Genomic DNA, 23,802 nt, shown 5'->3' on the forward strand with positions numbered 1-23,802 from the left:
CTCCTAAAGTTCCACAAAATTCTTCAGTATTTTTAAGCCTACGTCACTGCTCTTTTCCGGATGGAACTGGCAGGCAAACACATTTCCCGATTCAACGGAAGCGTGGATATGGGTGCTGTATTCCGTGGAAGCCTTCACGATGTTCTCATCCTCCGCCTTCAGATAATAGGAATGCACGAAGTAAACATAGGACTGCTCCGGCACTCCCCGAAACAGTCTGCCATCCCCACTAAGTTCCAGTGAGTTCCATCCCATATGCGGAATCTTCAGCCCTTCCTGATCCGGAATACGCAGAATCTCTCCTTTCAGAACTCCAAGTCCCTTTACGCCGGGAGATTCATCGCTCTGCTCGAATAAAAGCTGGAGTCCAAGGCAGATTCCAAGAAACGGAATCTCCCTGGCCACAACTTCATGAATCACTTTATCAAGGCCTCTCTCTCTCAGATTCGCCATAGCATCACCAAAAGCCCCTACTCCCGGCAGGATTACTTTATCTGCCTTGAGAATCGTATCCCGGTCTTTCGTTATCACAACTTCCTGTCCGAGCAGCAGGAGTGCTTTTTCCACACTCTTTATATTGCCCGCGTCATAATCAATTACTGCTATCATAAGTTTTCATCCTTTCCCCTTTTATCCGTGTCCGTATTGCCGGTCCCGATTACAGGCACCGGGGCTGTGTCAACCGTATCCAGATCGTGGAATAAGGCATACAATATACCGACTGTTGCCAGTTGGCACGTTGTATGCCTTAATAGTAGCATTTTAACGCATTTCCTTACGTTTTTCAAGATTTTTTACTTACCGGTTCCATTTTCCCGGAATCCAGTTCAAACCAGAATTCTACCCCGTTCTCGAAATTTCTGACACCATAATCCTGATGAAAAGACTCCATAATCGCCTTAACTATTGAGAGCCCGATTCCATTCCCGCCATACTCCCGGGTATGGGCCTTATCCACTTTGTAGAACTTATCCCAGAGCTTCCCTAGATCTTCCTCCGGTATTGGCTTGCCGCTGTTAAATACAGAGACTCTTACAGTCTCTTCCTTTGATGTTACCCGGATTTCAATCCGCTTTTCGTTCTCAACATGGTGGATCGCATTCGTAATATAATTACGCACTACCTGTTCTGTCTTAAATTCATCCGCCCATACACAAACCGATTCGTCTGCAATGAAATCGACCGTCGCCTCTGCCTGCTGTATTAAAATCTCGCAGCTTGCGAGTACCCCCCGTATCAGCCCTGCAATGTCAAACCGTTCGAATTCCACGTCATCATCCCCGAATTCGAGCTGGTTCAGAATCAGCAGGTTCTTGACCATCTGATTCATCTTCGCTGCTTCATCCATGATGACATCACAGTAAAAGTCACGGCTCTCCGGATCGTCATTCACGCCTTCCTTCAGCCCTTCCGCATACCCCTGAATCAGCGCAATCGGTGTTTTCAGTTCATGAGAAACATTCCCGAGGAATTCCGTACGCATATTTTCCAGTTTTTCTTTCCGTTCAATATCCTTCTGAAGCCGGTTATTCGCGCTTTTCAGCTCGGATATCGTCTTTTCCAGCCTTTGGGACATCACGTTGAAGTTCCTGCCCAGGACTCCGATCTCATTATCACCGCCGCTTGTATATTTGGCATCAAAGTCCAGATTTGCCATACGCTGTGACAAGATGGCAAGTTCCTTGATCGGTTCGCTTATCTTTCTTGAGAAAAAACATACCAGAATCCCACCAAGCAGGATAGCGATTGCCCCCATATAAACAAGGAACTTATTCGCCAGATCGGCGCTCTCCCGGATGCTTTCCAGAGGACTCCGCATGACAAATATAGAATCGTCAGACATATTCCCCCACATCTCAAGATATTCCGTACCATTCACGAAATCTTTTGTCTTATAGATTTTATAATTATCCGTACTTTTCAGTGTCTTGCCATTATCCTGGTTTTTATCAAAAATATACGCCAGCAGTTTCACATAGAGCGGGCTGCTCCCGTCCCTTACTGTGGAAAACACGATGGACCCGTCAGTCTGCACGACTATAACAGAGATGTTACTCTTCTCTGTCTGCCTCCCAAGCTTCTCCGTCACCGAATCATCTCTGATCTCGTTCTGCTTGATTGCTTTATCGATAGAGCTGTACATATTCGTCAGGTCCGCCTGCTTATGGACGATGTAGTATTCCTCCAGAAACCCGGAGTTCACGACAAACATCAGCACAAGTATAAACACAATCAAACCGACAAAGACAACCATCATCTGCCGTCTTATGGAATGTTTCATGCTTCCACCTCGAATTTATATCCCATCCCCCAGATGGTCTTAATGTATTCCCCTTTATCGCCGAGCTTGCTCCTTAACTTCTTGACATGGGTATCAATGGTACGGGCATCCCCGAAATAATCATAATTCCATACATTATTCAGAATCTTCTCCCGGGAAAGTGCAATGCCCTGATTCTCAACAAAATATGTGAGCAGCTCAAATTCTTTGTAGCTTAAGTCAATAGCCTTATCGTCTATTTTAACGATGTGTGCAGCTTTATCTATCATAATACCGCCTGCATCTATCACATCTGAGGCTTCAATCCCTTTCGTCCGCCTGAGAATGGCCTCCACTCTCGCCACAAGGATCTTCGGACTAAACGGTTTTGAAATGTACTCATCGACTCCAAGATCGAATCCCTGGAGTTCATCCCGTTCTTCGGAACGTGCGGTCAGCATAATAACAGGCACCTTAGAGTGCTCCCTGATCTCCCTTAAAACCTGCCATCCGTCCATCTTTGGCATCATAACATCCAGTATAATCAGGGCAATTTCCTTATCCTCATAAAAAATATCCATAGCCTCCATGCCGTCTCCGGCCTCCAGCACAATATATCCTTCCCTTGTCAGGAAATCCTTCACAAGCTTACGCATCCTGCTTTCATCATCTACAACTAAAACTTTGACTTTCTCCATCCTGATCGTCTCCTATCCGCATGATTACTCTGTTTATTACTTTTTGTATCATAACAGGTAAATATGGCAAAACTGTGAAAATACGCGCCCTGCGGGCATAAACAGTAACTTTTATTCCACACTTTTCAAAGATTCAACCATATTGATCCTCTTCAGTTTAAAATACATCACCGCATTAACAAAAAGCGAGAATCCGATTGTAATCAAAAAACTATAAACAAAACTGCTCGGATCAATCTCCCGGCCGAACATCACCGAATCAATCTCAACCGTTACGATGACAAATTGATGCAGCAATTTTCCAAGGAACATTCCGAAAAGGGCACCAATCACAGTCAGGATGATATTCTCCCTGTACACATAAGCCGATACTTCATTATCATAAAATCCCAGTACTTTTAATGTGGCCAGTTCTCTCTGCCGTTCCGTAATGTTGATATTATTCAGATTATAGAGTACGACAAAGGCAAGCATTCCTGCTGAAATCACGAGTACAATCAGAACGATATCCAGACTGCTAAGCATGCTGTCCAACTGGTCCTGAAGTGTATTTGTATAGCTGACACTCAAAGCCCCTTTCGTCTCCAGAATAGATTCTCCAACCTTTTCTATCTGGCCCTCTTTTCCGGCCTTCATTTTATAGTAGATCGAATTATAGTCCGGGGCCTTCCCGTAAAGTTCCTCATATAATCCGGGTGTCATATAGAGATAATGCCCCATGTAGTTCTCACATATATTTTCTATTCTGACCTCAATCTCACCCTTATCATCATCTTTAATCCTGATAGTATCACCGGCTTTTACGTCCAGTGTTTTTGCCATCTTTTCATTCAGGATGGCGCCCTTGTCATCCAGTTTATAATGTTCACCCGTAATCCGGTTCTTAAACACGACAAAATCTGAAAATCCCTCCACATTGCGCGGTACATTCAGATATACATCCTTCGTTACCTTGCCGTGGCTGACCTCTATCTGCTGGAGAAGGTTCTCCGCCGTGCTTTCCACCCGTGAGTCGGATGTCAATATGTCGAAGGATTCCTCTTTCTGCTCATTGGATGCATCCTCATCAAGAATGATGTTTCCGTCATAGAGCTGAATATCATTATACTGGAATACCGCAATATCAAAGATTGAGTCTTTCAGTCCAAATCCGACCAAAAGCAGTGCCATACAGCCGCCGATTCCAAAAACGGTCATGAAAAACCTCTTTTTATAACGGATCAGGTTTCTTACGGTTGCCTTCCAGATAAAACTCAGATGCTTCCATATAAATGGAATCCTTTCCATAAATACACGTTTTCCCTGCTTCGGTGCCGGCGGGCGCATCAGTTCTGCCGCCTGTTCCCTCATCTCATTAAAACAGGAGAAAATCGTTGCAAGCAGCGTACACGCCAGCGCGGCTGCCGATGCAGTCAGACCGTAGAACATATTATACGGGATCTCGACGTTCGGCATATGCTGGTACATTATCCCGTATGCAGTAATAATAATATAAGGAAGTATTTTCTCACCAATCAGAATTCCCAAAATACTTCCACTGACGGTTGCCAGGCAGGCATAGCCGAGATATTTCCCGGCAATCGAATGCCGCTCATATCCCAGTGCTTTCAGCGTACCAATCAGAGTCCTTTGTTCCTCCACCATACGTGTCATGGTTGTCAGGCTGATCAGTGCAGCCACGAGGAAGAACAATACCGGGAATACCTGGCCGATCGCCTTCATACGGTCTGCATTTTCCCCATACCCTGTGTATTCTGTCAGGGTGCTCCTGTCATAGATGTACCATTTTGCATGGTCAATCTTTCTGATGTCATCTTCTGCATCCTGAATCTTCTTCTCGCCATCCGCAATCTTCGTGTCCGCTTCTTTTTTCGCGTCGTCATACTCTTTCTGTGCGTCATTTAATTCCTGCTCTTTTGAGGAAATCTCACTCTCTGCATCAGCAAGATCATTACGTCCCTGTTCAACCTGAGCCCATCCGTCATTGATCTGCTGCTGTCCGTCATTGAGCTGGGCGGCTGCCTCCTCAATCTGGGCGCGGGCAGCCTCGATCTGCTGGTCACCTTCGGCTATTGACGCCTCCATCACCTGAAGCGTCCCAAGCGTCTGCGGGTCTGTCATCCCGCTTGAAACAAGTGCGGCGTACTGTTCCTTCGCCTGGTTCAGCTCTTCAATCTTTTCATTCAACGTATCAGTCTGTGCATTTAAATCTGCATAGCCCTGATCTACCTCTGCCTGCTTCTCATTCAGCTGGTTACTGGAATCTTCCAGTTTTGCATAACCGTCTGCAATCTCGGTCCTTGCATCATTCAGCTTGTTTCTGCCGTCGTCCAGCTTTGCTTTTGCATCATTTAGCTTCTCATTTGCTTCCTGTCTGGCATCGTCTAATTCTTTCTTGGCATCGTCCAGCTTTTCATTGGCTTCATCTACAATTTCCTTGTACCTGGCATTTTCCCTCGTCTTACGGATCTTCTCGACTTCATCCATCACAGCCTCAACTCTGTCATCATATTCATCCGTAAATGCAGTCAGCTCTTTCGCCCCGTCGACTGCTGCATACAGCTCCGTATACACATCCATATCAAAACTGCTTTCAGGGACACAAACGAATCCACTGACGGAACCTGTCCCGATCGTACTGCTGCCTCTGTGGAAAGAAATGTAGCACGGACTGCTCACACTCCCCACAATTGTAAAAGTGTCATTCTTCAGCGTATCCTTAATGTCATCGTCATTACCGGATGTAAATGTAATCTTGTCGCCGATCTTATACTCACTGGAAGATAAGAAATCCACATCCACAGCGCACTCGCCACTTTTCTGCGGAAGCCGCCCCTCTTCCACAGTTACTTCATTCATGGAAGGAAGAAGCGATGTAATATGTACTACCTTTTTGCTGTCATATACACTGCACAACGCGTCCGTTGAATAACCGGCCTCAGCCTTCTGGATACCGTCGACCTCCTGAAGCGCTTTCAGATCGTCTTTTGTCAGGCCCAGTGTGCTGACTACCTTAATATCCATCAGATTCTTCTCATCAAAGTAAGCGTCGCCCGAGAGACGCATATCCGGCTCCGCAGAGCGGATTCCGGAGAAGAATGCAACCCCGATTGCAACAATAAAAAATATAGAAAGAAAACGCCCGAGGCTGCGGCGTATTTCCATATAAAAATCTTTTCTCAGTGCCTTCTTACTCATATCTTAGCCCTACCATTCAATTTCGTCTATTGATCTCGGATTCTCGTTCACTTCCATGCTTGAAACTTTTCCGTTCTTGATCCTGATCAGTCTGTCTGCCATTGGTGCAAGTGCTGAATTATGAGTGATAACGATCACTGTCATGCCGCGCTCCCGGCACATGTCCTGAAGCAGTTTTAAGATAGATTTCCCTGTATTATAATCCAGCGCCCCTGTCGGCTCATCACAGAGCAGAAGCTTCGGGTTCTTTGCCAGTGCCCGGGCGATGGATACCCGCTGCTGCTCCCCGCCTGAGAGCTGTGCAGGAAAGTTATCCAGGCGGTCCCCAAGTCCTACTTCCTCCAGAACCACTCTTGCATCCAGTGGGTTTTTACAAATCTGCAGGGCAAGCTCAACATTCTCCAGTGCCGTCAGATTCGGCACCAGATTATAAAACTGGAACACGAAACCAATATCATTCCTGCGGTATCCCGTAAGCTGTCTCGAATTAAAACCTGTGATATCCTCCCCGTCGACAGTAATCCTGCCGTCCGTGGCCGTATCCATTCCGCCCAAAATATTCAGTACCGTCGTCTTTCCGGCACCACTGGGACCTACGATTATGACAAATTCCCCCTTGTTGATTGCAAAGTTAATGCCATCTACTGCGCGGATTTCCACTTCCCCCATTTTGTATACTTTCGTTATTTCTTCAAGTTTTACGAAATCATTCATAATGCTTCTCCTCGTCTGTCTGATATTCCCCCGTTAAATATTGATATTATAACATGAACCGCTGCAAAAGAGAGTGTGAATTCGTTATTATTTAATAAAAAATTTAAGCAAAAAAATCAACCGTTCAGCTATTTAAACGGTTGATTCTAAATTCTTTTATTTTCAATTAGCAGCCGGTCCCCAGATCAGGCAGAATATCCTCCGTCTCTGATTTAATTCCCTGTAAGCTGCCCGTTAGCCTTTACAGCCTTACGAAACAGCAGAAGTCCCACCAAAAACATGACAGATAACGCACTCACCCCGATATTCACATTGCCGGTAAGCTGGCTCAATACAGATACAAATGCAGTTCCGAATATAGAAGCCCCTTTCCCGCAGATATCATAGATACCGAAATACTCTCCTGACTTTTCCGCCGGAATGATCTTGGCAAAATAGGAACGCGACAGGGCCTGAATCGTCCCCTGAAACATACCCACAAGCACTGCCAGTATCCAGAAATCAAGCTGCGTATCCAGCCAGTATGCATAAATAGCGATGCCCAGATATGCCGCAATACAGATTGTGATAATCGTTGTGGATGATATCTTCTTGGACAGCCTGCTGAAAATAAGTACACAGGGGAAAGCAACGATCTGCGTTAAAAGCAGTGCAAGCAGCAGCCCCGTGCTATCCAGCCCCAGTGCCTGACCATAGGCCGTAGCCATATCAATTACCGTATAAACGCCGTCAATATAGAAAAAGAATGCAATCAGGAAAATAAGAATATGCTTTTCTTTCGCGATATCTTTAAATGTATGCCCCAGACGGCTGAAGCTGTTCTTCACAATATGTTCTGTTGTCTCCACAAAATACTTCTGCTTATAAGCCCCAAGCAGTGGAAAGGCTGACAGCAGCCACCATACCGCCGTAATCAGGAAGGCAATGGCCATCGACGTCTGCATCCCAAGCCCGAGCTTTCCTGCGCCAAGTACCACCCCGAGGCTCGCCACAAACGGAATACAGCTCCCGATATATCCCCATGCAAACCCTTGTGAGGATACTATGTCCATCCTCTCCGGCTCGGTCACGTCTGTAAGCATGGCATCATAAAAAATGAGGCTGGAGGAATATCCTGTCTTAGCCAGAATAAAAATACCGAGAAACCAGATCCAGGAGGATATAAACCCCATAACAACACATCCTATGACACCCACACCCAGACAGACAGAAAAAATAACCTTCTTGTAATTCTTCGTATCCGCAACAGCTCCCAGTGTAGGACCCAAAATTGCAACAAGCAGGGTGCAGATCGATGTTGCATATCCCCAGTATGCCAGATAATTGACTGATGATATCCCCGCCTGATCGGCAAGGTGGTTAAAATAAATTGGGAAAATCGTTGCTACCAGCATAACGAATGCTGAATTCCCCACATCATACAGTACCCACTTCTTCTCCAAAGCCGTCATTTTAAATTTCATAGCCTTCCCCCTCACATCATTTGAGTCTTCCTGAAAAACAAATGCTTCCGGTCATCCCCGCCTATAGCGGCAGTGATTCCCAGTTGTCTCCGGCACCGAATGTCTCATGGAACCGTCCCGGCAGTTCTGCCTTTTGAAACAGTGTCTTCTGATATTGAATGATCAGTCCTGCGGCCAGAGGCACCGCTCCTGCATAGAGCTTCTTCAGAAGCAGGCAGTACTCTGCACATGCCGGATTCGGCTCCTCACTCATGACCATGCCATGCTTGGAATCATAACATCTGGCCGCCTTCATCGCCGTAAAAAGTACCTTTCTCCGTCCTTTGGTCGGTGCCATCAGAAGCTTATGAAACGTAATCATGGAGCTCAATGCCTTCTTCACCGTCTCTGCCTCCAGTCCGTCAAAAAACGGAGCGATAACCTTCGCATTCTCCATATCCGGATGTATATGCTTCGTCCCAAGATATGTGAGAGGATTGATATGGTCCTCTGTCAGCAGATAACGGTCGAACTCCATCTCCAGTTCAAAATGACTGATTCCGCTGACCTGAATCATCTTTTCAATGTACTTGTGGCACTCACTGTCCAGTGCAAAATGACAGATAAAACCATACATATAAGCTCTTGCCGCCGCAGGATTCTCAGACTTTTCGATCACATCCACTGCATTTTTGAAAAACTCATCGGCCATCTTATCATGGAGTGCATACCCCTGCGCACTCACCGGATTCTCAGAAAGCGCCTTATAATAGAACAGAATATCCGGCCCGTGCAGCCCTATATCAAACAGTGCCCTGTTGTTCTCAACCGATGTCTCAAGCGGTCTCGGAAGGGCGCTGATTACATCTTTTCCGAATTTGTAATGTGCATACGTTGTTGGCATAGTAAAAGACCTCTTTTCCTCTTATTATTATCATTGTAAGCACTTAATGCCCTTATTCGCGACATCTTCATGCTATGTAAAAAATATCCGGCATGTGAGCAGTATCCACAGCTTTCTATTCTCAGTTGTCCCCCTCTTGACAGAACTTCATTCCAAAAACTTCATACTGTCTACATCATTATACCTTATATAAGGATAATAGTTCAACAAATATAACGCAAAGTAAATCCTTTTACATACTATCACACATTTCTGTTCATGAAACCACTATTTTATGTAAAATTCAGGTAAACTGTAACGCTCTAAAAATTGTCACATTAAGGAAAGAAATGTAATTTTCCCTGAATGCCTTGACTTTACGGGACCTTTTCTATAGAATGGATATGCAGAAACATCTAAGGGCTTGTACTGGTTTCGACAGGGATCTTGAAGATGGAGAAGCTATCCGCAGGCTGATGCGTCAAATCGCAAAATTAAAATTAAACGCTAACGATAATTTCGAATTAGCTGCAGCCTAAATGCTGCATGTCAGCCCCGGGGTACCCGCACCCCGGGAATCTGGCACCGACTATGCGGGAAACGATATTGGCAAAGCTTTGAGCCAGTAGGCGTATCATGAAGCTACTGAAACCGTAAGGATGTTAGTTTTCGTACGGCAGAGGGAATGACAAAGAACTGACTATGATAGTAGAAGTACATGGGATAGGTTTTTGGACGCGGGTTCGATTCCCGCCAGGTCCACTATTGCGGGGAACGGCGAATATTCGCCTGTTCCCCATTTTTAAAGGCTTTCATATTTTTTCTACTACATTATAAAATCACAATTCTCTATTCCTCACTTCAACAACCACTAATGTAGTTGCTAACTGATCTATGTATTCTGAAACTGCTGCTTGATTACGTATATCCAGATTAGCGTTCCATTCATCAAAAAGTATTAATTTCACTTGACTTTGAATATTATTCTTAATAAGATCTTCTATGTTCGCTCTAAATCTCTGACCAGTAGAATATTCTTTCACATCGTTCTTCTCAAAGTAAAGTCGCGTATGATTTGGAAAAAGATATGCATCGTTACCGAAATATTCTTTTATTAGCATTAGTAATGTAGTTTTACCACTTCCATTTTTTCCTTTTATAACCAAGCGTCCGGGTACACCATTATTTACACGTTCTGCTAAAAAGTTCATACATTCTTCCAAATTACAAAATATATTTTCTCTTCCACAAATAAAAAAAGAAATATTATTCCATTGTATTGTTCCATAATATTTTTCAGGATGTTCTACTTTTTTCAAAGCATCATTAATATTATTTATCTTTTCCTTAATCCCAACAAGTTCTGTAAGATATTCAATCACAATGCTTAAATATTGTATATTACTAACCTGTCTTGGCAATGTTACAAGTATGGCCGTTAACATACCTACACTATTCAAATTATTCAAAATCATTTTTACAGTTACAATAATTATAGGTATAATGCTTCCAGCCATAATGAGAAAAGATAAAAAGTTATTAAGTATATTATAATTCACTTCTGCTTGTTCAGCATCTTTCGTTTTTGCTTTAAATGACTGCATCCATTGAGACCAGTTATAACGATTGCCAATTAAAAGCGTATCCCATCCATCAAACATTGCTTCCTGCACACTGCTCTGAGTAACTTGTGCAACATCACTTTTTCTTGCAATAATTTTTTTTGTTGAAAACAGGCCAGCCGCAATAACACATGCGGAACAAATATATGCCACAATAAATCTGATATTTAAAGAAAATCCTATTACTAAGATATTAAACAGAACATTTAGAACTGTTGCAGAAAAATCTCCCACAAAAGCATATGTTTCTTCAATGACCTGCCATGTTTGGTTATGAAAAAAAGATTGCCTCCTTTTACAAAATTCATGATTTGTTTTTAAATAAGGATAATTATACAAATTTTCTTCATATAAAGAAACATAGCATTTAAAGGATGCATATTTTGCCTTTACCATACATTTTTGCTTAAATATTCTTGGAACAAAAACAATCACAAGAGATATTACAAACTCCCAAAACCATATTAAACTATGTTCATCTGTAATTCCTGTTCCTAGTTTAATCATACAAAAAGTAGAAAAAGCAACTATTATCTGTTCGAATACCACAAAAAGCAAAAATGTACCACTATATTTATTTAAAAAGTACCTCATTTCTACTACATAATTCCTTCATATAATTTTTTATTACGGGGAACCGCGAATATTCGCCTGTTCCCCATTTTTAGGTTTTCTTAAAGTAAACTACAAAAATTAATCATCAAATAGAAAATGGCTTTTTAAATTTGTATGTTTCTTAAACCATTTTTTTACTCTTTTCCATTGGTCTCTAAATCCAATACCTAATATTCCATCTACAATAAAAACAAATAGAAAATAGGATATTAATAGTAATATCCACAATATAACGTTTAACAAAATATGGCAGGACCCCTCTTCATCTTTTTCCATAGACATCTCCTTTTTGTTTTTAACAGATTTTTGCCTCCACCCTGGTCAATCCCGCAGTATGCATGATATATCCGCCTTCATCTGTTCGATATCTTCCGCCTCCAGCACCAGATTGATAGCCTTTACATTATCCTGCACCTGAACGGTTTTCCGGGCGCCGCACAGTACGTGGACCCCATCAAGCATCTCTGATGTAAGCGCGATTGTCAGATTTCCCGGGGTACAGTTATATTTCTCACAATAGGGTTTCCAACCTTCCAGCATGTTCAGCACTTTTAACCTGTTCCCAGGTTCCCACCATATATTGTAATTCCGGACATCTCCGGGTGAGAGCTCTGTATCCATTGTTACTTTTCCGGTCAGAAGCCCCTGTTCCAGAGGGGAATATGCCTGAATGGACACGCCATACTTCCTGCAGACCGGATCCAGTTCCGCTTCCACCCTTCTTGTCAGAATGCTGTATTTTTCCTGTATTACATCCAGCTGCCCGAAACTGCAATATTCTTCAATGTCCTGTGCGGTCACATTAGAGGCGCCGATTGCCCTGATTTTCCCCTGCTTTTTCAAAGTCATCAGGGCGTCCATCGTTTCTTCCAACGGGTAGAGTGCGCGGTCAGGTGACTGCCAGTGGGTATAACAGATATCGATATAGTCTGTTTTCAGGCTGGTCAGACTTCTGTCCACATCTTCCATGATACTTTTTTTAGACAGGTCGCGGTAGACCTTTGTGCCGTCCACCTCTTTATGGAAGCATGGTGTCTCATGATCCCATTCGAGTGCACACTTCGTAGAAAGTATCACCTTGTCCCGTCTGCCTTCCAATGCCCTGCCAACTACCTTCTCACTGTAACCAAGGCCGTAGACCGGAGCCGTGTCTATCCAGCGTATGCCTCTGTCTATGGCCTCCTGTATGGTATATATGGACTCCTGTTCTTCATTGTCCCCCCACCAGGAGCCGCCTCCGATTGCCCATGTCCCGAGGCCTAAAAACGGCACTTTGATTCCACTTTTTCCGATTTCTAACTCTTTCATTATCGCACCTCCTGTATTGTTATCCTGCTTGTCTTCCCTTATCTGAGGCCACTGCTTCAACAAGGTGAATCTATACCTTCTGCATACGTTTCTATTTACTATCTTTACAGTTTTATTCACACATGTCAATAATTACTCTCATAAAATGTAAAAACCAGAGTTTTCATATCTAATTGTTTAGACATGAAAACTCCGGCTTCTCCCAAATTCGTTTCTGTTTACTTTAGATATGCATCCAGCACCCCTTCCGATACTACTTCCGCGATCTCCCCATAAACCGGCTGCGACGCATCGATCATCTCTTTGCGAACACTTTCATCCAGCGTTATAATCTTCGTCCCACTCTCTTCGATTACCTTAATCTTCTCCGCAATCCGTTCATCTGAAGCATTCCGGGAATATTCCTGTGCACGTCTCTGTGCTTCGGTCAGGATATCCTTGTCTTCTTTGGAAAGTTCTGCATAGAATTCCTCACTGACGATCAGGGAAATCAGGTGCGGCAGATGGTTCGTCTCGACCACATAGTCCTGCTGTTCATAGAGCCTGTTGGACACGATGACTTCATACGGGTTCTCCTGTGCATCGATGGTATGCTGCTGAAGCCCGATATACACCTCACTGTAACTCATCGGTGCCGGATTAGCATGCAAAGACTTCCAGAAGTCGATGTGGTAGCTGTTCTCCATCGTCCGGATCTTCTGGCCTTTAAAATCCGCAAAATTCTCCACTGCCTTATTGGTAGACATGACCCGGAAGCCCTGGTCGGAATATCCAAGCAGTTCATATCCGGCTTCCCGGTAGGACTTACGCATCAGCTCCATAAACGATTCCTCATCCACTGTTTCGCGTACCTCCTGAAGTGTTTCAAATGCACAGGGAATATCGAAGACTGCCGTGTCCGGAATAAAGTTCACCTGAGGGGCGGTATTCTGGACGACAAACGGGATATCCCCGTCATAGCAGCTTTCCAGCAGTTCTCTGTCGCCTCCGAGAACACTGTTCGGGTAGACCTGGATCTTAATTCTGCCGCCGCTTAACCGGCCTGCTTCCTCCGCGAACTTCTCTGCATATATCTGGGTGACCGTATCCTCGGGGCTTCCGGTCGCAAGAGGATAAGCAAACCGTTGTTCTGTATTTTTGTTCTCTGAACATCCTGTCAATACCGCCGCAAAAAGCACACCTGTCAGGAGCACACCTGCCGCACGGGAGAATGCCGGAAGACATTTCCATCGTTTCATACTCTTTTTACTACTCCCTTCCCGCTACAAAAGCGCCAGACTCACTGCCGGGACAAACGTGATCACAAGCAGTGCAGCCAGAAAATATACGATCATCGGCATTGCCTTTTTTGCAATCTCCATAATCGGCAGTTCTGTGAGAGAACCTGCCACAAACAGATTGACCCCGATCGGCGGCGTCACAAATCCGATTGCAAGATTTACAACCATAATCACGCCAAAATGCACAGGGTTTACGCCGATCTCTGTCACAATCGGAAGCAGGATCGGCGTCAGGATCAGGATTGCCGGAGTCGTATCCATCACCATTCCCACAAGAAGCAGAAATACATTAATTACAAGCAGAAGCAGGACCGGACTCGTAAAGTGTTCCAGTATCCACGCACTGACTGCCTGAGGCACCTGCATCAGCGTCAGTACCCGTGAAAATGCCACGGAAGCCGCCAGGATAAAGAGAATCGGCGTATATGTCCGGATTGCCTCGACCATGATCGCCCATATGTCTTTCACTGTAATGGACCTGTACACGATCATGCTGACTGCCAGTGCATAAAAGACAGAAATCACCGCAGCTTCTGTCGGGGATGCAACTCCGCTGTAAATGCAGCCAAGAATAATCACCGGGCTGAGCAGTGCAAAAAAACTGTCCTTCAAAACATGCAGCAGGCCTTTTTCATGGAGTACCCCCACCATTTTCTGCTTCTTCTCCTGATTCTCCCCATTCTTTTTACAGTAATAGACAGCATAAAACATCAAAAGCGCACTGATAAGCAGTCCCGGTATGATACCTGCCAGAAACAGGTCGCTGACAGAGGCGCCCGAAGCCATTCCATACATGATAAACGGGATGCTCGGCGGTATGATGACGCCAAGTCCCCCCGCAACCGCCACGACCGCCGTAGAAAACGTCTTGTCATAGCCCATTTCGGTGAGAATCGGTATGGTCATGCTCCCGACCGCTGCAACCGTAGCCGGGGCAGAACCGGAGATGGCCCCGTAAAAGAGACAGGTTACAATCACGGCACAGGGCATCCCCGCCGTGCGTTTTCCCATGAAAAATGCAAACACGTCGAAAAGTTTTCTGGATATCCCTCCGCGCGCCATGATAATACCGGACAGAACGAACATCGGAACCGCCAGAAGCGGAAAACTGTCCAGACCACCAAGCATGGACCGGATTACATAGGTGCCACCTGCCGTAAAAGAGGCGTCAAAAGCCCCGGGCAGGACCGATACGATTCCAAGTGAGATAGACACCGGAATTGCGATTACAAGACATATAACAAAAATGATAAATACAACAACTGCCGGCATCTTATGCTCCTTTCTCCTTCATTCCCAGTACGACTTTCCATTCTACAATCAACCGCTGGAGCACCCTGAAAGCTGTCAGCAGAAAACCTGCAAGTGGCGCCGCCTGTACATAATACATGGGCAGTCCTAAAGCAGGGCTTGTCTGTCCGCTTGCGACGGCTGACATCAGATACTGCCATGCAAAAGGGATGAGATATAGGAACAATACCAATTCCAGCGTATGGTTTACGACTTTAAACAGCGCCTTCCCCCTTTTCGGAAAAAGCGCTACAAACTGCTCTATTTTGATAGAAATACATTTTTTCGTACAATAGCTGACACTTAAGAACCCTGCCCAGATAAAAATATACCTGGTCAGCTCCTCAGACCATGACAGAGAGGCCCCCAGCACATAGCGCGAGAACACCTGAATCCCCATAATGACTGTCATAGCCGCAAGGAACAGCACCATCAGTGTTTCTTCTAAATTTTCATTCAGCCAGTGTAAAATCTTTTTCATTTAATCTCTCCAGCTCTTATGCAGCAGACCTAAAACGGTTCTCAGTTCTTCTACTTCCATCTGTCCCGGCGCAGATGCTTTCCCGGCCGCCCCGAACGTCAGGGCAGAACCGAACACTTCCCCGCACAGGCGGCTGATAACACCAGTACCTGCCATAGACATGGTGATGATCGGGCGGTCTGCATGATCGGAAGCCATTTCCTCCGTTGCCGCAAGGAGTGTCAGCACATCCTTTTTATTCTGCGGCATGACTGCGATCTTCGGAATATCCGCCCCCAGCTCCTGCATTTTTAACAGACGGGAAACAATCTCCTTCTGGTCTGGTGTTTTGTGGAAATCGTGGTTGGATGCGATAACCTTTACCCCGCATTCATGGGCCGTTTCCACAACACTTTTCACTGCTTCATCCCCCGTAAACGCTTCCACATCTACCAGATCGACATAGCCCGATTTCGCGGCATCCTGGTTCAGTTTTACATAAACATCTGTTTCAATTGCCTTTTCCCCTCCCTCTTTGGAAGTACGGAACGTAAACAGAAGCGGGATCTCCCCCAGTGCCTCACGAAGCTGCTTCATGGTGCCTTCTGTCTTCTCTGCATCAAAGATATCCTCGTACCAGTCTACGCGCCACTCTACGACGTCAGCACCAAGCTCTTTAATCTCACGGGCCGCCTTTAAGATGTCTTCTCTTGTCACACCGACGATCGGAACACATATTTTCGGGATTCCTGTACCTATCTCTACATTTCTTACTTTTACTGGATTCATAATCATTCTCCTTTTATCTGCACTCTAAGTTATCCACAACTTACTCACTAATTTTCAACTTTATCTACAAGTTTACCATAACGCATGTTGACAAACAACGCCAGAATTACTCCAATTACTGTAATGATGATGTTCATTGTAATGACTGCCTGCGGACCGCTGGATGCACTTACCTTTCCGGCCGCGGAAAGAATCGTATAGTTGGAAAGGCTGGATGCGATCATGATGATACTTGTAATCGTACCTTTGATCTTCGGGAACAGATCGTTAACTGTCGCCGTAGCCAGCTGGAGCACCCCTCCTGCCGCTGAGTATCCTATCACGAAGGAACCGATCTGGCAGATCATCGGAGTTCTTACAATATATACGATGATCAGCATCATTGTGGCAATTGCCGGATAAATTACAAGGAAACGAACTTGTTTAAATTTTGTTACCAGTACGGAAGTAAGCAGTATTGCTACAATTGTTCCTGCGGAATACCATGTCTGCATAATGCTGGCATCTTTCATGCCTGCGATCTCTGTCCCGAACTTCTGCGCACAATTCAGCCAGAGCTGGAATGTTGCAGTACAGGTAAATCCAATTGCAATCAGGGCCACACTCTCCAGGGCGAACTTTGCATGCTTCAGATTCTGTATAAAAGATTCGTTCTTTCCGTCAGCTGCTTTTTCCTGTGCCGGCATCGGTATCTTAAAGGTTAACACACCGATCACCAGAATTACAGCCGCCGCTGCGATTAAAATCGTGTTGTATGACATATTTGCCGCTGCCACAAATCCGAGCATGAACGGCAGTAAGAGCTGTGAAATGGAGATAAAGAACTTAGTCAGCATGGTTGCCAGTCCTGAACGAGGTTCCAGAATCTCTACACAGGCCGGGATCACACCCGTATCCAGAAATGAATTCGCGGCTCCTCCGAGAATCGCTGCCGCGTATGCGACCTGCATGTTTGGTGAATATGCAACTCCGAAGAAGAAGACCGCATAGGAGAATATCCCGATCAGGGAACTGACACGGCGTCCCATTTTATCGGAGATCGGTCCGGAAAACGGCAGCGTGATCAAACGACCGAGTCCCAATGCCGCAGCCACAAGTGTGACCGCGTCGTCCGCTGTTCCCCACTGTGCGGCCAGTGCCTCTTTCATGACTTGCTGTCCTAAGATGGAACATCCGATTCCGTGGATGAAATAGTTTAAATATAGTATAAATGCACTCGGGTATAACTTTCTGCCTGTTTTGCTTACAGCTGTACTCATTGTTTTTCCTCTCTTTCCTTTCAGCGAATGGTTATCGTATTACTTACTCGTATTTAATATCCAGTATTTCTTTCATATATTCTATCGGCATCGGCTGGCCTGTCCAGAGTTCAAAGGCCGCAGACCCCTGAAACAGCATCATGCCGAGTCCGTTCATCGTCTTGCATCCGACTTCTTTTGCAATCTTAAGAAGCGCTGTCTCTCTTGGGAAATAAACGACATCTGTCACGATCAGGTCCGGCCTTAAGAATGATTTGTCCGGAATATAAGTCTTCCCTTCCAACGGTTTCATCCCCATACCGGTTGCATTTGCAAAAAGATAACTGTTGGCAATCTCTTTCTTTAACAGTTCCAAATCCGCCAGATCATAGAGCGCTGCCCTGCATTCAGTGTTCTCGTTGATCTTGCGCACAGTCTCCTCGGCATTTCCCCAGAATTTATCTTTTACATTAAAGATGGACATTTCTTTTACACCGTCCAGGGCAGCCTGGATTTCAATCGCTGTTGCGGCACCGCCAGCCCCTACAATCGTCATCTTCTTTCCTATGACATCTATATGGTTATCTTTCAGTGCTTCCATATAACCGATTCCGTCTGTGATATGCCCTGTCAGCACACCGTCCTCATTGACAATCGTGTTGACCGCCCCGCACATTTCTGCCGCAGGTGATAACTTATCCAGATACTTATGTACCACTGTTTTATTCGGCATGGATACATTGGAACCTTTCATCTTTAACGCACGAAGACCCTTGACAGCATCCTCCAGTGAATCATTGTCTACCTCGAATGCGAGGTATGCATAATCCAGCCCCAGTTTTGCAAACGCTTCATTCTGCATAGCGGGTGAACTTGAATGACGGATTGGATACGCCATTAAACCTATTAATTCAGTATGTCCTGTAATTCTTTCTGCCATTTTCTTAATCTCCTTATTCTTATCTCATTTTTCTTTTACTTCTGCCTCAACTTTGTTTGTTAATTATTAAACAACCTCTTTAATCACATTATAGTTCATCACAACCGATAGTTCTAATACAACTTTCTTACTTTTTTGATAGATTTAAGCTATCATTTATGATAAAATATATACAAAAAGGAGGCCTGCTCATGACACTCAATCAACTACTTTATTTTCAGAAGGTTGCCCAATGCCAGCACTTCCGCCAGGCAGCCGCGGACCTGAATATCTCCCAGCCGAGCCTGAGCCGCTCAATGGCCGTTCTGGAAGAAGAACTGGATATTATATTATTTGAAAGGTCCGGGAGGAATGTCCGGCTGACTAAATACGGGAAGATTTTTCTGGAACATGTGGACCGGATCCTGCATGAGACAGACCTTGCAGCCGAAAGAATGCGCCAGCTCTCAGGGAACGAGGGGCATGTGGATATCGCCTATGTGTTCCCCCTTGCAGGACGCTATATCCCGCATATGGTGCGGAAGTTTTTGCAGAAAGAAAAGAACAGCAGTGTGACTTTCAGTTTTCACCAGAGTCACACCGGGGATATGATCAACGGACTGAAGGCCGACCGGTATGATGTCATCTTTGGCTCCTATGTGGAAAATGAGCCGGATATTCAGTTCGTTCCTATCATTAACCAGAAGATGGTCGTCATCATGCCGCCTGGCCACCCTCTTCTGGAACAAGGTTCCGTCAGCCTGAAGGATCTGGAGCGTTACCCGATCATCGGATACGACCGCACTTCCGGCCTTGGCAAGTTTACGAACCGCATATACCAGACCCATGACCTTTCCCTGAATATCATCTGTGAATCTCCCGATGAGAACGCAATCTCCGCTCTTGTCGCGGAAGACTTCGGAATCGCACTCGTAGCCGATGTGGATTTGATACGAGAAAGAAACGTATGCGTACTGCCGCTCTCCGGGGCAGGTTTCACACACACTGTTTATATGGCATACAAGAAGGAACACTACCTGATCTCGGCTGTCAAGAATTTTATCCAGTTTATACGCAAAGAAGGCACCCACTTATAACGGTGCCTTTTTTCTTTACAAACCTCTTAGATATTATTAAGGATTTCTTAAGTAGACCTGCGGCTTTACTGATGGTAAAATTTTCTTAGACACAATTAGGGCAGAATTCACCGCCGGATCAGAGGAGTTTTTACATGAGTACTTTTGTTTTAAAAATGATCGCTCTTTGCTTTATGGTCATCGACCATATCGGATATTATTTTGAGGGGACGCCTATGCTGCTTCGCATGCTTGGCAGAATATCTTACCCCTTGTTTTTATTCTGTATGGTCTGGGGCTATCATTATACGAGGAGCCGGACAAAATACCTGATCCGCCTGTATCTTATGAGTGTATTCATGACCTTGTTCGGATACGCCATAGACGCTCATTTCGCCACTACAGCAGGTTATGGAAATCATAATATTTTTCTTTCCATGTTCCTTGTCGGCGTCTGTATCAGCACGATCGAATTATTTAAAAAAGCTCCCGGCAAAGGGTTTCTGGCCGTGGGAATCATGTTCGCAGTACAGGTCCTATATTACAGCCTGCCGAACTTTTTACCTTTCCTGCGCGATATGAGCGGGGACACGATTACCGGGATCATACCAAATCTGGCGTTAAACGAGTACGGGTTTGAATTTGTCGTACTCGGAGTGCTGATGTACTACCTGAAAGAAAAGAGGGAGCTGTTCTGTGCCATGTACACCCTATTCTGCCTGTACCAGTTCAGCGCAGAAATGCTGGCGGGCGGGATGGCCATTCAGTGTTTCATGATACTGGCCCTGCCGTTTATGCTGCGTTTCAACCAGCAGAAGGGCCCCAGCATGAAGTATTTTTTCTATATTTTTTATCCGGCTCACACGTTCCTTTTGTTCTATCTGGCTAATTTTGTTTTCTAAACGAACTGCCGGCGTTTTACGAAGTCTGCAAACCGGCGGACCACAGGGGCCTGGTATTTTTCTTTTGCCTGTGCCATGTAAATATACCGGACCTGCTGCGGAGAACGGATGTCGAGAACATCCACGTTCAGCTGTTTCAGGACCGGAATATCCGGCATGATGGCAATGCCGAAATTCTGGGCTACCAGCCCGGCCATAGACCCGTCTTCCTCTATCTCATATGCAATCTTTGGTATCAGGTGTGCATTTTCAAACAGTTTGTCTACCACAGGGCGGAGACCGCTGTTCTCCGTGAAATAAATCTGCGGATAGGCGGCCGCCTGCTCAAGGTCTACGGCCTTTTGTTCCGACAACGGATGTCCTTTCGGTACGACTGCCACAAGCCGCTGTGTCCCGACCGGCGTGAACTGGATCGATGGCTCCTTATCCAGCATAGAGCAGAATGCAATATCATACTTTTCTTCTTTCAGTCCCTGGATAATCTCGTAGGTATTTCCTACTGTAAAGTGAAATGTAACTTTCATCTCCTCAAAAGTCCTTATAAAATCCCCCGCAAGCTGGGGGACAAATTCACTTCCCAGAGTATAAATATAGGCCAGCTCTATCCTGCCCTCATTCTGTCCGGTCATGGAACGCGTTTTCTTGATTCCCATATCCAAAATCTGAAGAGACTCTTCCACATACTTCAGAAAAAACCTCCCATATTTCGTCAGGACCACATTCCTCCCCTGTTTTTCAAACAGCTTCGTCCCCAGCTCCTTCTCGAGAGAATTCATCGCATGGCTCAGGCTTGGCTGGGTAATCCCCAGTTCCTCCGCAGCCTTCGTATAATGCTCCATCCGGGCAAGTGCCGTAAAATAATGCAGCTGGTTCAGATTCATAACAATCTCCTCCTCTTATGTCCTTTTATACAAAATATCACAATTCATAGTTTTTATCTATAGTTTCCACTAAAAACATGCATTTGTTTAATGAGTTATTTTTCCCTATAATACGAATCACAAACAGATTGTTAATGATATATCAAACAACCTCTCTTTTACTATTATATCTGGATTACAGGAGGTCCTATTTTATGAAGAGCAGTTACAGACATATTTTTGAACCTCTCACCGTACGTCGCATGACTATGAAGAACCGTATTATGATGACACCGATGGGGACTAATTATGGTGAGCAGAGCGGAGAGATGAGTTTTCTCCATATTAATTATTATGAACAGAGGGCAAAGGGCGGAACCGGCCTTATTATGGTAGAGAACGCCAGTGTTGATTCACCGGAAGGTTCCAACGGAACAACCCAGCTTCGGATCGACCATGACAACTATATCCCAAGACTGTTTAAACTGACGGAGACGGTACATAAGCACGGCGCATGTATCGGCATCCAGATCAACCATGCGGGGGCTTCCGCACAGTCTGCCCGTACAAATATGCAGCCGGTGTCCTCTTCCGATGTTCCGTCCAAGGCAGGCGGGGAGATTCCGCGACCGCTCACAGAGGAAGAGATTTTAAGGATTGTGAAAAAATACGGAGAGGCGGCAAAACGCGCACAGATCGCCGGTTTTGATACGGTCGAAATACATGCGGGACATTCTTATCTGATCAGCCAGTTCTTATCACCACTGTATAACCACCGGACAGATAAATTCGGCGGTTCTGCTGAAAACCGCGCCAGATTCGCACGTATGGTTATGGAAGAAGTCCGTGCGCAGGTCGGACCGTTCTTCCCGATCTTCCTCCGCATCAGCGCAGATGAATTTCTGGAAGGCGGCAATACACTGGAAGACACGCTCGATTATCTCCAGTATTTTCAGGAGGAAGCAGATGTGATTGATGTTTCCTGCGGATTGAACGCATCCATCCAGTATCAGATTGATGCCAATTTCCTGCCTGACGGATGGCGTTCCTATATGGCGAAGGCCGTGAAGGAAAAATACGGCAAGCTGTGTGTTACTATGGGAAATATCCGTGACCCGAAGGTGGCAGAAGATATCCTCGCAAGGGGCGACGCCGATATCCTCGGTATGGGGCGCGGCCTGATTGCCGATCCGGAATGGGTCAATAAAGTAGAATTCGGCGACATCTGTGATATCCGTAAATGTATTTCCTGCAACATCGGCTGTGCAGGCAACCGTATCGGCATTAACCGTCCGATCCGCTGTACTGTCAACCCTGCAGTACCTGACGGGGAAATCTATAAAAAACAGCACGTCAGCAGGCCATGCAATGTGGTTGTAATCGGCGGGGGAACTGCCGGGATGGAAGCAGCATGCACCGCGGCGGAAGTCGGGTGCACCACCTTCCTGATCGAGAAAAAACCTTACCTCGGGGGACTGGCTGCGGAAATCTCAAAGATTCCTGACAAGAAGCGGCTGGCCGATTTCCCGAATTACCTGATCCACCGCGCATCCAAACTGAAAAACCTGTTTGTATTTACAGGCACGGAAGCGTCTGTGGACTTTATCCGCAACTTAAAGCCCAGCATCATTGTAAATGCAACCGGCTCCACCCCCCTGCTCCCGCCGATCCCGGGGCTGATGGAGCATATCGACAAGGAAGGGGGGAAAGTTTCCTCTATCCTGAATATGATCCGCCATATCGGCGAATATCCGGAGGATCTTACCGGAAAAAAAGTAGTTGTGATCGGCGGCGGTGCCGTCGGACTGGATGTGGTAGAATACTTTGCCCCCAAAGGCGCCGAAGTCAGCATCGTGGAAATGATGCCGGTGATTGGCAACGGAATCGACCCGGTCTCCAAAACAGGCACTTTTGCGCTGATGGAACAGCACCATGTCCGTCAGATGCCAAACACGGCGCTCAAAGAAGTGCGGGCTGATTCCTTCCTCGTGGAAACAAAAGACGGCCTTGAAGAACTGCCGTTTGATTATGGATTTGTCTGTCTGGGAATGAAAGCAAGCCAGCCGATCCTCCAGAATATCAGGGATGCTTTCGATGATGAGAATGAAATCGAGATTGTCAACATCGGGGACAGTGTCCGTGCCAGAAGAATTATCGAAGGAACAGAAGAAGGGCGGAATATTCTCAATACACTTGAAAAACGGGGATATCTCTAGAAAAAATGACGAAAAGAGCAATACCGCAGCCG

21 protein-coding genes and 1 other RNA gene are annotated in these 23,802 nt (G+C 45.5%); 4 read left to right on the top strand and 18 right to left on the bottom strand.

What is annotated here, in order from left to right; genetic code table 11:
• Positions 1-3: 3 nt before the first annotated feature.
• From hisH to A8806_RS11195, 8 genes are all read right to left on the bottom strand, one after another.
• Positions 4-609, bottom strand: a complete 606-nt coding sequence (gene hisH, locus A8806_RS11165) for an imidazole glycerol phosphate synthase subunit HisH (protein ID WP_109731280.1) — start codon at positions 607-609, stop codon at positions 4-6.
• Entirely contained in the window at positions 606-761 is a 156-nt protein-coding gene (locus tag A8806_RS26180) for a hypothetical protein (protein WP_181368670.1), read from the bottom strand. The genes hisH and A8806_RS26180 overlap by 4 nt, the downstream gene beginning before the upstream one ends.
• A 23-nt stretch (positions 762-784) precedes the next feature.
• Entirely contained in the window at positions 785-2,281 is a 1,497-nt protein-coding gene (locus A8806_RS11170; RefSeq protein ID WP_109731281.1) for a sensor histidine kinase, read from the bottom strand.
• Complete coding sequence (locus tag A8806_RS11175) at positions 2,278-2,958, bottom strand: response regulator transcription factor (RefSeq protein ID WP_109731282.1); 681 nt, start codon at positions 2,956-2,958, stop codon at positions 2,278-2,280. Before A8806_RS11175 ends, A8806_RS11170 begins: the two co-directional genes overlap by 4 nt.
• A gap of 111 nt (positions 2,959-3,069) precedes the next feature.
• Positions 3,070-6,156 carry an ABC transporter permease gene (locus A8806_RS11180; RefSeq protein ID WP_109731283.1) on the bottom strand — a complete coding sequence of 1,029 codons (3,087 nt, stop codon included), beginning with the start codon at positions 6,154-6,156 and terminating at the stop codon, positions 3,070-3,072.
• A gap of 9 nt (positions 6,157-6,165) precedes the next feature.
• The gene (locus A8806_RS11185) at positions 6,166-6,870 is read right to left on the bottom strand and encodes an ABC transporter ATP-binding protein (RefSeq protein ID WP_109731284.1); all 705 of its coding nucleotides are present in this window, start codon (positions 6,868-6,870) and stop codon (positions 6,166-6,168) included.
• 212 nt (positions 6,871-7,082) lie between these two features.
• A complete protein-coding gene (locus A8806_RS11190) occupies positions 7,083-8,333 on the bottom strand; it encodes an MFS transporter (protein ID WP_109731285.1) in 1,251 nt (416 codons plus the stop codon).
• Between the two features lie 61 nt (positions 8,334-8,394).
• On the bottom strand, positions 8,395-9,216 hold the full coding sequence (locus A8806_RS11195; RefSeq protein ID WP_109731286.1) for a zinc dependent phospholipase C family protein: 822 nt from the start codon (positions 9,214-9,216) through the stop codon (positions 8,395-8,397).
• Positions 9,217-9,615: 399 nt separating this feature from the next.
• Here A8806_RS11195 and ssrA point away from each other — a divergent pair.
• Positions 9,616-9,960, top strand: a transfer-messenger RNA (tmRNA) gene (ssrA, locus tag A8806_RS11200).
• Positions 9,961-10,034: 74 nt separating this feature from the next.
• Here the strand turns inward: ssrA and A8806_RS11205 are convergent.
• From A8806_RS11205 to A8806_RS11245, 9 genes are all read right to left on the bottom strand, one after another.
• Positions 10,035-11,411 carry an ATP-binding cassette domain-containing protein gene (locus tag A8806_RS11205; RefSeq protein WP_109731287.1) on the bottom strand — a complete coding sequence of 459 codons (1,377 nt, stop codon included), beginning with the start codon at positions 11,409-11,411 and terminating at the stop codon, positions 10,035-10,037.
• A gap of 99 nt (positions 11,412-11,510) precedes the next feature.
• On the bottom strand, positions 11,511-11,708 hold the full coding sequence (locus A8806_RS11210; protein WP_109731288.1) for a hypothetical protein: 198 nt from the start codon (positions 11,706-11,708) through the stop codon (positions 11,511-11,513).
• Positions 11,709-11,753: 45 nt separating this feature from the next.
• Entirely contained in the window at positions 11,754-12,740 is a 987-nt protein-coding gene (locus A8806_RS11215; RefSeq protein WP_109731289.1) for an aldo/keto reductase, read from the bottom strand.
• A gap of 218 nt (positions 12,741-12,958) precedes the next feature.
• Entirely contained in the window at positions 12,959-13,978 is a 1,020-nt protein-coding gene (locus tag A8806_RS11220; RefSeq protein ID WP_109731290.1) for a TRAP transporter substrate-binding protein, read from the bottom strand.
• 24 nt (positions 13,979-14,002) lie between these two features.
• The gene (locus tag A8806_RS11225; protein WP_109731291.1) at positions 14,003-15,292 is read right to left on the bottom strand and encodes a TRAP transporter large permease; all 1,290 of its coding nucleotides are present in this window, start codon (positions 15,290-15,292) and stop codon (positions 14,003-14,005) included.
• A 1-nt stretch (position 15,293) separates the two neighbouring features.
• On the bottom strand, positions 15,294-15,791 hold the full coding sequence (locus A8806_RS11230; RefSeq protein WP_109731292.1) for a TRAP transporter small permease: 498 nt from the start codon (positions 15,789-15,791) through the stop codon (positions 15,294-15,296).
• Positions 15,792-16,559: a type I 3-dehydroquinate dehydratase gene (gene aroD / locus A8806_RS11235; RefSeq protein WP_109731293.1), complete on the bottom strand. Its 768-nt coding sequence runs from the start codon at positions 16,557-16,559 to the stop codon at positions 15,792-15,794.
• A 47-nt stretch (positions 16,560-16,606) separates the two neighbouring features.
• A complete protein-coding gene (locus A8806_RS11240) occupies positions 16,607-17,818 on the bottom strand; it encodes an MFS transporter (protein ID WP_109731294.1) in 1,212 nt (403 codons plus the stop codon).
• A 43-nt stretch (positions 17,819-17,861) separates the two neighbouring features.
• Entirely contained in the window at positions 17,862-18,737 is an 876-nt protein-coding gene (locus A8806_RS11245; RefSeq protein ID WP_109731295.1) for a shikimate dehydrogenase, read from the bottom strand.
• Between the two features lie 191 nt (positions 18,738-18,928).
• Between A8806_RS11245 and A8806_RS11250 the strand changes: the two genes are divergently transcribed.
• Both A8806_RS11250 and A8806_RS11255 read left to right on the top strand, forming a co-directional pair.
• Complete coding sequence (locus A8806_RS11250; RefSeq protein ID WP_109731296.1) at positions 18,929-19,813, top strand: LysR family transcriptional regulator; 885 nt, start codon at positions 18,929-18,931, stop codon at positions 19,811-19,813.
• Positions 19,814-19,947: 134 nt separating this feature from the next.
• Positions 19,948-20,694 (top strand): TraX family protein, encoded by a 747-nt coding sequence (locus A8806_RS11255; protein ID WP_109731297.1) that lies wholly within the window; start codon positions 19,948-19,950, stop codon positions 20,692-20,694.
• Here the strand turns inward: A8806_RS11255 and A8806_RS11260 are convergent.
• Positions 20,691-21,575, bottom strand: coding sequence for a LysR family transcriptional regulator (locus tag A8806_RS11260; protein ID WP_109731298.1), 885 nt, complete (start codon positions 21,573-21,575; stop codon positions 20,691-20,693). The genes A8806_RS11255 and A8806_RS11260 overlap by 4 nt on opposite strands.
• Before the next feature lie 194 nt (positions 21,576-21,769).
• Between A8806_RS11260 and A8806_RS11265 the strand changes: the two genes are divergently transcribed.
• Positions 21,770-23,770: an oxidoreductase gene (locus tag A8806_RS11265; RefSeq protein ID WP_109731299.1), complete on the top strand. Its 2,001-nt coding sequence runs from the start codon at positions 21,770-21,772 to the stop codon at positions 23,768-23,770.
• Positions 23,771-23,802 lie beyond the last annotated feature (32 nt).

The organism is Faecalicatena orotica, assembly GCF_003149245.1.
In the GTDB taxonomy this organism is placed as follows: domain Bacteria; phylum Bacillota; class Clostridia; order Lachnospirales; family Lachnospiraceae; genus Faecalicatena_A; species Faecalicatena_A orotica.

Coding starts and splice junctions, on each gene's coding strand:
- hisH (WP_109731280.1), bottom strand. CDS start 609: ATGATAGCAGTAATTGATTATGACGCGGGCAATATAAAGAGTGTGGAA.
- A8806_RS26180 (WP_181368670.1), bottom strand. CDS start 761: ATGCTACTATTAAGGCATACAACGTGCCAACTGGCAACAGTCGGTATA.
- A8806_RS11170 (WP_109731281.1), bottom strand. CDS start 2,281: ATGAAACATTCCATAAGACGGCAGATGATGGTTGTCTTTGTCGGTTTG.
- A8806_RS11175 (WP_109731282.1), bottom strand. CDS start 2,958: ATGGAGAAAGTCAAAGTTTTAGTTGTAGATGATGAAAGCAGGATGCGT.
- A8806_RS11180 (WP_109731283.1), bottom strand. CDS start 6,156: ATGAGTAAGAAGGCACTGAGAAAAGATTTTTATATGGAAATACGCCGC.
- A8806_RS11185 (WP_109731284.1), bottom strand. CDS start 6,870: ATGAATGATTTCGTAAAACTTGAAGAAATAACGAAAGTATACAAAATG.
- A8806_RS11190 (WP_109731285.1), bottom strand. CDS start 8,333: ATGAAATTTAAAATGACGGCTTTGGAGAAGAAGTGGGTACTGTATGAT.
- A8806_RS11195 (WP_109731286.1), bottom strand. CDS start 9,216: ATGCCAACAACGTATGCACATTACAAATTCGGAAAAGATGTAATCAGC.
- A8806_RS11205 (WP_109731287.1), bottom strand. CDS start 11,411: ATGAGGTACTTTTTAAATAAATATAGTGGTACATTTTTGCTTTTTGTG.
- A8806_RS11210 (WP_109731288.1), bottom strand. CDS start 11,708: ATGGAAAAAGATGAAGAGGGGTCCTGCCATATTTTGTTAAACGTTATA.
- A8806_RS11215 (WP_109731289.1), bottom strand. CDS start 12,740: ATGAAAGAGTTAGAAATCGGAAAAAGTGGAATCAAAGTGCCGTTTTTA.
- A8806_RS11220 (WP_109731290.1), bottom strand. CDS start 13,978: ATGAAACGATGGAAATGTCTTCCGGCATTCTCCCGTGCGGCAGGTGTG.
- A8806_RS11225 (WP_109731291.1), bottom strand. CDS start 15,292: ATGCCGGCAGTTGTTGTATTTATCATTTTTGTTATATGTCTTGTAATC.
- A8806_RS11230 (WP_109731292.1), bottom strand. CDS start 15,791: ATGAAAAAGATTTTACACTGGCTGAATGAAAATTTAGAAGAAACACTG.
- aroD (WP_109731293.1), bottom strand. CDS start 16,559: ATGAATCCAGTAAAAGTAAGAAATGTAGAGATAGGTACAGGAATCCCG.
- A8806_RS11240 (WP_109731294.1), bottom strand. CDS start 17,818: ATGAGTACAGCTGTAAGCAAAACAGGCAGAAAGTTATACCCGAGTGCA.
- A8806_RS11245 (WP_109731295.1), bottom strand. CDS start 18,737: ATGGCAGAAAGAATTACAGGACATACTGAATTAATAGGTTTAATGGCG.
- A8806_RS11250 (WP_109731296.1), top strand. CDS start 18,929: ATGACACTCAATCAACTACTTTATTTTCAGAAGGTTGCCCAATGCCAG.
- A8806_RS11255 (WP_109731297.1), top strand. CDS start 19,948: ATGAGTACTTTTGTTTTAAAAATGATCGCTCTTTGCTTTATGGTCATC.
- A8806_RS11260 (WP_109731298.1), bottom strand. CDS start 21,575: ATGAATCTGAACCAGCTGCATTATTTTACGGCACTTGCCCGGATGGAG.
- A8806_RS11265 (WP_109731299.1), top strand. CDS start 21,770: ATGAAGAGCAGTTACAGACATATTTTTGAACCTCTCACCGTACGTCGC.